This window comes from Streptomyces sp. NPDC056347 (genome assembly GCF_042262625.1).
In the GTDB taxonomy this organism is placed as follows: Bacteria; Actinomycetota; Actinomycetes; order Streptomycetales; family Streptomycetaceae; genus Streptomyces.
Genome location: NZ_JBHJQP010000268.1, coordinates 1 through 7,277, shown reverse-complemented (window position 1 = coordinate 7,277; position 7,277 = coordinate 1). Strand labels below are relative to the sequence as shown.

7 protein-coding genes are annotated in these 7,277 nt (G+C 73.1%); 5 read left to right on the top strand and 2 right to left on the bottom strand.

Annotated elements, in window-relative coordinates:
- The coding region (locus ACFCV8_RS34750; protein WP_376689509.1) for a glycosyl hydrolase family 18 protein at window positions 1-563 on the bottom strand (563 nt) is incomplete at its 3' end.
- A gap of 374 nt (window positions 564-937) precedes the next feature.
- Here ACFCV8_RS34750 and ACFCV8_RS34745 point away from each other — a divergent pair.
- Entirely contained in the window at window positions 938-2,110 is a 1,173-nt protein-coding gene (locus tag ACFCV8_RS34745) for an acyl-CoA dehydrogenase family protein (RefSeq protein WP_376689508.1), read from the top strand.
- A gap of 403 nt (window positions 2,111-2,513) precedes the next feature.
- Here the strand turns inward: ACFCV8_RS34745 and ACFCV8_RS34740 are convergent, their stop codons facing one another.
- Complete coding sequence (locus ACFCV8_RS34740; protein WP_376689507.1) at window positions 2,514-2,921, bottom strand: hypothetical protein; 408 nt, start codon at window positions 2,919-2,921, stop codon at window positions 2,514-2,516.
- Between the two features lie 204 nt (window positions 2,922-3,125).
- Between ACFCV8_RS34740 and ACFCV8_RS34735 the strand changes: the two genes are divergently transcribed.
- The 4 genes from ACFCV8_RS34735 (at window position 3,126) to fxsA (ending at window position 7,239) form a co-directional block, all read left to right on the top strand.
- Window positions 3,126-3,566, top strand: a complete 441-nt coding sequence (locus ACFCV8_RS34735; protein ID WP_376689506.1) for an Lrp/AsnC family transcriptional regulator — start codon at window positions 3,126-3,128, stop codon at window positions 3,564-3,566.
- Between the two features lie 46 nt (window positions 3,567-3,612).
- Window positions 3,613-5,259: an amidohydrolase gene (locus ACFCV8_RS34730; protein WP_376689505.1), complete on the top strand. Its 1,647-nt coding sequence runs from the start codon at window positions 3,613-3,615 to the stop codon at window positions 5,257-5,259.
- Window positions 5,260-5,808: 549 nt separating this feature from the next.
- Window positions 5,809-6,576: a polyprenol monophosphomannose synthase gene (locus tag ACFCV8_RS34725; protein ID WP_376689504.1), complete on the top strand. Its 768-nt coding sequence runs from the start codon at window positions 5,809-5,811 to the stop codon at window positions 6,574-6,576.
- A gap of 75 nt (window positions 6,577-6,651) precedes the next feature.
- The gene (gene fxsA / locus ACFCV8_RS34720; protein ID WP_376689503.1) at window positions 6,652-7,239 is read left to right on the top strand and encodes an FxsA family membrane protein; all 588 of its coding nucleotides are present in this window, start codon (window positions 6,652-6,654) and stop codon (window positions 7,237-7,239) included.
- Window positions 7,240-7,277 lie beyond the last annotated feature (38 nt).

Here is a 7,277-nt window from a genome sequence, read left to right as displayed (position 1 = left end):
GGGTCCTCCACCAGGTTGTAGCAGGACTCGGCGAACGCGGCCGGGTTCTTCGCGGCCTCACCGAAGCCGCCGGACCACGTCCAGCCGCCGAACGAGAAGATGACCTTCAGGTTCGGGTGCAGCTTCTTCAGCTTGCGCAACTGGTTGAAATTGCCGCGCAGATCCTGGTCCCAGGTGTCGGCGACGCCGTCGACGGACTGGTCGGCCGTGTACGCCTTCTCGTAGTCGGCGTACGAGTCGCCGATGGCGCACTTGCCGCCGGTGACGTTGCCGAACGCGTAGTTGATGTGGGTGAGTTTGTCGGCCGAGCCGGAGGTCTCGATGTTCCTCACGTGGTAATTGCGTCCGTAGACGCCCCAGTTGGTGAAGTATCCGACCACTTTGCCGCCGGCTGCGGTGGGGGTCGCGTCGGTGGTGGCGGGCGCAGCTGCCCGCGTGGCGGTGGGGGTGGCGCCGGCCGGTGCGGTGCCCGCGACGCCCAGCAGGGCGGCGCCGAGGGCGGCGGTACAGGCAGCTGCGGCGAGCGCCCGGAAACGGGCGCGGGGGCGGTTCGGTCCGAACATCTTGTCTCCTCGTGGGGGAGGGAACTCGCTTGTGGGGACTGGGAGTCGGCCATCGTGCGAACTTGGCATGAACGCGCAGATGTCGATCCGTGGGGAACCGTAGATGGACTAGACCAGTTGGGTCAATGGTGTGGACCAAGTCCACGTGATCCCTCCGCCCGCGGCCGAGTCGCCCGAGGACCCCGTGACGGATATCGTCCGATCGGGCATACTCAAGCCGCCACAGCCGCTGGCCAGCGGCTCTCGTAATCCGGGGGACCGATGGCGCGGCTGGACCGCAGTGCTTTTCCGGGCGAGCCCGGAGCCCCCGGCGGCGCCGCCCACACCCCTAGCGCGCGACCGCCGCAACGCCCGACAGGGAGGAGAGCGCCGTCATGACCGACCGTGCTTCACACATGGTGGAACGTCGTCTGCCCACCGAGGAGTCCAGGGAACTGCTCGCGCTCGTCCGCGACATCGCCCAGCGGGAGATAGCACCCAAGGCCGCCGAGGAGGAGGAAGCGGGGCTGTTCCCGCGCGAGATCTTCTCGCTGCTCTCCGATTCCGGGCTGCTGGGCCTGCCCTACGACTCCGCCCACGGCGGCGGCGACCAGCCGTACGAGGTCTACCTGCAGGTCCTCGAAGAGCTCGCGGCCGCCAGGCTCACCGTCGGCCTCGGTGTCAGCGTCCACTCCCTGGCCTGCCACGCGGTCGCCGGGTACGGCACCGACGAGCAGCGGGCCGAACACCTTCCGGCGATGCTGGGAGGCGGCCTGCTGGGCGCCTACTGCCTCTCCGAGCCCGCCGCGGGCTCCGACGCCGCCTCGCTGCGCACCAAGGCCGTACGGGACGGCGACGACTGGGTCATCACCGGCACGAAGGCGTGGATCACCCACGGCGGCGTCGCCGACTTCTACACCGTGCTGGCCCGCACCGGCGTCGAGGGCGCCCGCGGGATCACCGCGTTCCTGGTCCCCGGCGACGCCGAGGGGCTGAACGCCGCCGCCCCCGAGAAGAAGATGGGCATGAAGGGCTCGCCCACCGCCCAGCTGAACTTCGACGGCGTCCGGATTCCCGACGCGCGCCGGGTCGGCGAGGAGGGCCAGGGCTTCGCGATCGCCCTCTCCGCGCTCGACTCCGGGCGGCTGGGCATCGCCGCCTGCGCGATCGGTGTCGCCCAGGCGGCCCTGAGCGAGGCCATCGACTACGCCGCCGGGCGTCAGCAGTTCGGACGCCCCATCGCGGACTTCCAGGGGCTGCGTTTCATGCTCGCCGACATGGCCACCCAGATCGAGGCCGGCCGGGCGCTCTACCTGGAGGCGGCCCGGCTCCGCGACGCGGGCAAGCCGTTCTCGCGCCAGGCGGCCATGGCCAAGCTGTTCTGTACCGACACCGCCATGCGGGTCACCGTCGACGCCGTCCAGGTGCTCGGCGGTTACGGCTACACCCTCGACTTCCCCGTCGAGCGGCTGATGCGCGAGGCCAAGGTGCTGCAGATCGTCGAGGGCACCAACCAGATCCAGCGGATGGTCATCGCGCGCCACCTCGCGGGTCCCGAGACCCGCTGACCCCCGGCGGCCGGTCCGGCCGCACGGGCGTCGCCACGATCCGGCCGCATCCCTGGTCGTGGCGGCCCGGCACGGTCCGTGCTCTCCCGGCGATGCGGCGGCGCCCGAAGGGCGGGGGAATCGGCGGATCGCGGAGCAGGCCGGTGGACCGGCCGTGAACCGGGCCGCGGAACCGATGCCCCGGCCGCGGGAGCGGCGGAGGCGGAAGGGCGGCGGCCGGTACCGGCCGATGAGCGCGGCGGGGCCGTGCCCGGGCAGCGGTGCGGGTCGGGCCCCGGTCACCCGTCGGCGGAATCGAGAGCCCGCCCGCCCTTTCTCCCGGAGGCGCGGGGCACGCACCTCGGGCACCACGTCGGCCGGGCCGTCGTGGCGCGCGGAGACCGAGGGCGGTGCGCGGCGGCCGTCAGGCGGCGTCGCGCCGCATCTGCGGCACCCGCAGCGGACGGGAGCCGGGGCCCCCGGCGTGCGAGAACGGCTGCATCCTCCAGTCGAGCCCCTGGGGGAGCGTCAGCAGCAGGCCCGTCTCCTGCTCCTGGGCATCGAGGGAGTCGTCCGCGGCCCGTGCCTGCGCGGCCGGGCGGCCCGTGCCGGAGCAGACGGTCAGCACGAACGGATTCCACGGCGTCGGGCACAGCGCGTGCTCCGGAAGCACCTCCTCGCCCGCGAGCAACGCGATCGGCTGCGCGCAGTCCGGGCAGATGACCCGGTACATCTCGAAGGTGTCGTACGCGTCGAAAGCGGCGTCCTCGCCGGGAGCGGTCTCCTCGACGGGTTCCGGTTCGGTGCGTCCGGTGAGCTTCAGGCTCTGCATGGGAAATTCCCCCCTCAGGTGGGCCGACCAGGCGACTTGGCCTCGGCCACAGCAACCACTTCCCGTCGCGCATCGCCCGTAACCGCGAGCGGGTCGCCTACCCACCCGTAAACCTGTGGTGTTCGTCACATGAACCCTGTGCGCCGCCTCTTCGGAGTGTCCGGCGCTGTGCCTGGAGGCACCCGGGGCAATAGGTTGATCCGTATGGAGGAGCTGGACCGACAGATCGTGGAGTTGCTCGTCAAGGACGGGCGGATGAGCTACACCGACCTGGGCAAGGCCACGGGCCTGTCCACATCGGCGGTTCATCAGCGCGTCCGCAGGCTGGAGCAGCGCGGGGTGATCCGGGGCTACGCCGCGGTCGTCGACCCGGAGGCCGTGGGCCTGCCGCTCACCGCGTTCATCTCGGTGAAACCCTTCGACCCGAGCGCGCCGGACGACATCGCCGAGCGGCTCGCCGAGGTCCCGGAGCTGGAGGCGTGCCACAGCGTCGCGGGCGACGAGAACTACATCCTCAAGGTGCGGGTCGCCGCCCCGCTGGAGCTGGAGCATCTGCTCACCCGGATCCGCTCCCTGGCCGGTGTCTCCACCCGCACCACGGTCGTCCTGTCCACCCCGTACGAGGCTCGGCCGCCGCGGATCTGAGGGGGGCGCGGACCGAGCGGGTCCGGACAGGCGGGAGACTGGTCCCATGACCGAGAGCACCGCCCCCCAGAGCGACCACCGCACCGTGCTGCTGCGCGGTGGAGACGTCCACAGCCCCGCCGACCCCTTCGCCACCGCCATGGTGGTCGAACGCGGCCATGTCGCCTGGGTGGGCTCGGAAGGGGCCGCAGACGCCTTCGCGAGCGGTGTCGACGAGGTCGTCGACCTCGACGGAGCGCTGGTCACCCCCGCGTTCACCGACGCCCACGTCCACACCACGTCGAGCGGGCTGGCCCTCACCGGCCTCGACCTGTCCGGCGCCCGGAGCCTGGACGAGGCGCTCGCCCTGCTGCGCGCCCATGTGGCCGCGCACCCCGAGGACCGGGTGGTTCTCGGCCACGGCTGGGACGCCGCCCGCTGGCCGGAACAGCGCCCCCCGTCGCGCGCCGAGCTCGACGCGGCGGCCGCCGGCCGGCCGGTCTACCTGCCCCGGATCGACGTGCACTCCGCGGTGGCGACCACCGCTCTGCTCGATCTCGTCCCCGGCGTCACCGGGCTGACCGGCTACCACCCCGACGCCCCGCTGACCGGGGCGGCCCACCACGCGGTCCGCGCCGCGGCCCACGGCGCCGTCTCCCCGGCCCAGCGCGCCGACGCCCAGCGCGCCGCCCTGCGCCGTGCCGCCTCGCTCGGCATCGGCACCCTCCACGAGTGCGGCGGCCCCGACATCTCCGACGAGGAGGACTTCGCGGGGCTGCTGAAGCTCGCCGCCCAGGAGCGCGGCCCGCGGGTGCACGGCTACTGGGCCGAGCGGGTCGCCGACGAGAAGGACGCCCGCCGCATCCGGGAGCTCGGCGCGATCGGTGCCGCCGGGGACCTCTTCGTGGACGGTTCGCTCGGCTCGCACACCGCCTGCCTGCACGAGCCGTACGCCGACGGCCCGGCCGGGCACACCGGCACCGCCCATCTGGACGCCGCGCAGATCGCCGCCCACGTCACCGCGTGCACCGAGGCGGGACTCCAGGCCGGCTTCCACGCCATCGGGGACGCCGCGATCTCCGCCGTCGTCGACGGGGTCCGGGCCGCCGCCGAGACGCTCGGCCTGGCCCGGATCCGCGGTGCCCGCCACCGGGTCGAGCACGCCGAGATGCTGACCCCCGAGACCGTCGCCGCGTTCGCGGAACTGGGCCTGACCGCCTCCGTGCAGCCTGCCTTCGACGCGGCCTGGGGCGGCGAGGACGGCATGTACGCGCAGCGGCTCGGCGCCGAGCGGGCCAGGACCCTCAACCCGTACGCGGCGCTCCTGCGGGCAGGTGTGCCGCTGGCCTTCGGCTCCGACAGCCCGGTCACCCCGTTCGACCCGTGGGGCACCGTACGGGCCGCCGCGTTCCACCGCACGCCCGAGCACCGGATCTCCGTGCGGGCCGGTTTCACCGCCCACACCAGGGGCGGCTGGCGGGCCGTGGGCCGGGACGACGCGGGCCTCCTGGTGCCCGGAGCCCCGGCCGACTACGCGGTCTGGCGCACCTCCGAGCTGCTGGTCCAGGCCCCGGACGACCGGGTCGCCCGCTGGTCGACCGACCCCCGCTCGGGCACGCCGGGCCTGCCCGATCTCACCCCCGGCGCGGAGCTCCCGGTCTGCCTGCGGACGGTGGTTCTCGGACATACGGTCTACGAGCGGCCGAACGAGTGACGTGCGGATGTTCCGTACCGTCACCGATGACGGGTCCCGTTCCGCCGCGACCTGGGGATCTTCGCTACTGACCAGGCAAGTTTCGTAAATATTGCAGGTCAGACGGCTATTGACAGAATGCGCCCACCGGCCGGTAGGTTCGGCCGGGTCCACCACAGGACGTCCGACCGGTCGAATCTCCACGCAGTCGTCGAACGCCGCTGGGTCACGGGTGGTGTGCCGCACCGGCGCACCACCACTGTCAGCCAGGTTCAGCGCCCGCGCCTCGGGACGAGGGAAGGTTTCAGCCGGTCGGCGGTGCGACCCGGATGGGGCCCGGACGTTCAGTAGACAACGGCTCTAGGTCGACCCGCAGCCAGCGGGCCCCAGGTCGGCCCGAAGGGCGCCGGGCCCCCATCCGCAGTTCCCGTCCCCGCCCGTACCCGGGTATCTGTCCGCACTTCACTCCTTCTGTCCCGGCCGGGGAGCGGTCCCGCCCGACCGCGTCGCCGAGCGGCTCCCGCCCGCTGGATATGGTGTGCACCTGCGTACGGACTTAAGGGGCAGTAAGTGAACGACGGCGGTCAGCGGCGGTACGGGCCGCTCGGCAGGATCCTGGTGATCATCCCGACCTACAACGAGGCCGAGAACATCAAGCCGATCGTCAGCCGGGTGCGTACCGCCGTGCCGGAGGCCGACATCCTGGTCGCCGACGACAACAGCCCGGACGGCACCGGCAAGATCGCCGACGAGATCGCCGCCGGGGACGGCCAGGTCCACGTGCTGCACCGCAAGGGCAAGGAAGGGCTCGGCGCGGCCTATCTCGCGGGCTTCCGCTGGGGCACCGAGCACGGCTACGGCGTGCTCGTGGAGATGGACGCCGACGGCTCCCACCAGCCCGAGGAGCTGCCCCGGCTGCTCACCGCGCTCAAGGGCGCCGACCTGGTCCTCGGCTCCCGCTGGGTGCCGGGCGGGCGCGTGGTCAACTGGCCCAAGTCCCGCGAGATGATCTCCCGCGGCGGCAGCACGTACTCCCGGCTCCTGCTCGGGCTGCGGACCCGGGACGTCACCGGCGGCTTCCGGGCCTTCCGCGTCGAGACCCTGGACGGCCTCGGGCTCGACCAGGTCGCCTCGCAGGGCTACTGCTTCCAGGTCGACCTGGCCCGCAGGGCCGTCGAGGCCGGGTACCACGTCGTCGAGGTCCCGATCACCTTCGTCGACCGGGAGATCGGCGACTCGAAGATGAGCCGCGACATCCTGGTCGAGGCGCTCTGGCGGGTCACGTCCTGGGGCGTCACCTCCCGCGCCAACCGGGTCCTGGGCCGCAAGGCCCTCTGACCGGCCGTCCGCGGCGGCCCGGTGGAATCAACCCCCTCGCGCCACTCGGACGCCCGTACGGGCACACTGGGGACCATGACGACCGGCACACAGCCCCCGACCGCCCGCAAGCGCTCACGCGCCCGCACATACATCCCGCTCGCCGTCGCCGCCTGGGCGGTGCTGGAGATCTGGCTGCTCACCGTCGTGGCCGACGCGGCCGGCGGGTTCACCGTGCTGCTGCTCCTGGCGGCGGGCATCGTGTGCGGCGCGGCAGTCGTGAAACGGGCCGGCCGCCGGGCCTTCCGCAACCTCACCGAGACGCTCCAGCGGATGCCGGGGCAGCCCGGGGCCGCCGATCCGCGGACCGCCGCCCCCGAGAGCAGGGGCAACGGCTTCCTGATGCTCGGCGGGCTCCTGCTGATGATCCCCGGGGTCGTCTCGGACGTGGCCGGACTCGCCCTGCTGGTGCCGCCGGTCCGTACCCGGCTCGCCCGGTACGCGGAGCGGTCGCTGGAGCGCCGGATGCGGGACGCGGGCCCCGGCGGCTTCTCCGACGCCTTCCAGCAGGCCCGCATTCACCGTCCGGACGGGAAGATCGTGCAGGGTGAGGTCATCCGGCCCGACGGCACGCAGCCGGGCCCGCGCCCCGACGAGGGCCCCCGCCCGCCCCTGACTCCCTGATCACCCGCGGCCCCGGCCCCGGCCCTGGCGCACGACAG

What these genes read in the sequence shown, in the direction of transcription:
- ACFCV8_RS34735 (WP_376689506.1), top strand. Translation starts at nt 3,126, where the DNA reads ATGGAGGAGCTGGACCGACAGATCGTGGAGTTGCTCGTCAAGGACGGG.
- fxsA (WP_376689503.1), top strand. Translation starts at nt 6,652, where the DNA reads ATGACGACCGGCACACAGCCCCCGACCGCCCGCAAGCGCTCACGCGCC.
- ACFCV8_RS34740 (WP_376689507.1), bottom strand. Translation starts at nt 2,921, where the DNA reads ATGCAGAGCCTGAAGCTCACCGGACGCACCGAACCGGAACCCGTCGAG.
- ACFCV8_RS34730 (WP_376689505.1), top strand. Translation starts at nt 3,613, where the DNA reads ATGACCGAGAGCACCGCCCCCCAGAGCGACCACCGCACCGTGCTGCTG.
- ACFCV8_RS34745 (WP_376689508.1), top strand. Translation starts at nt 938, where the DNA reads ATGACCGACCGTGCTTCACACATGGTGGAACGTCGTCTGCCCACCGAG.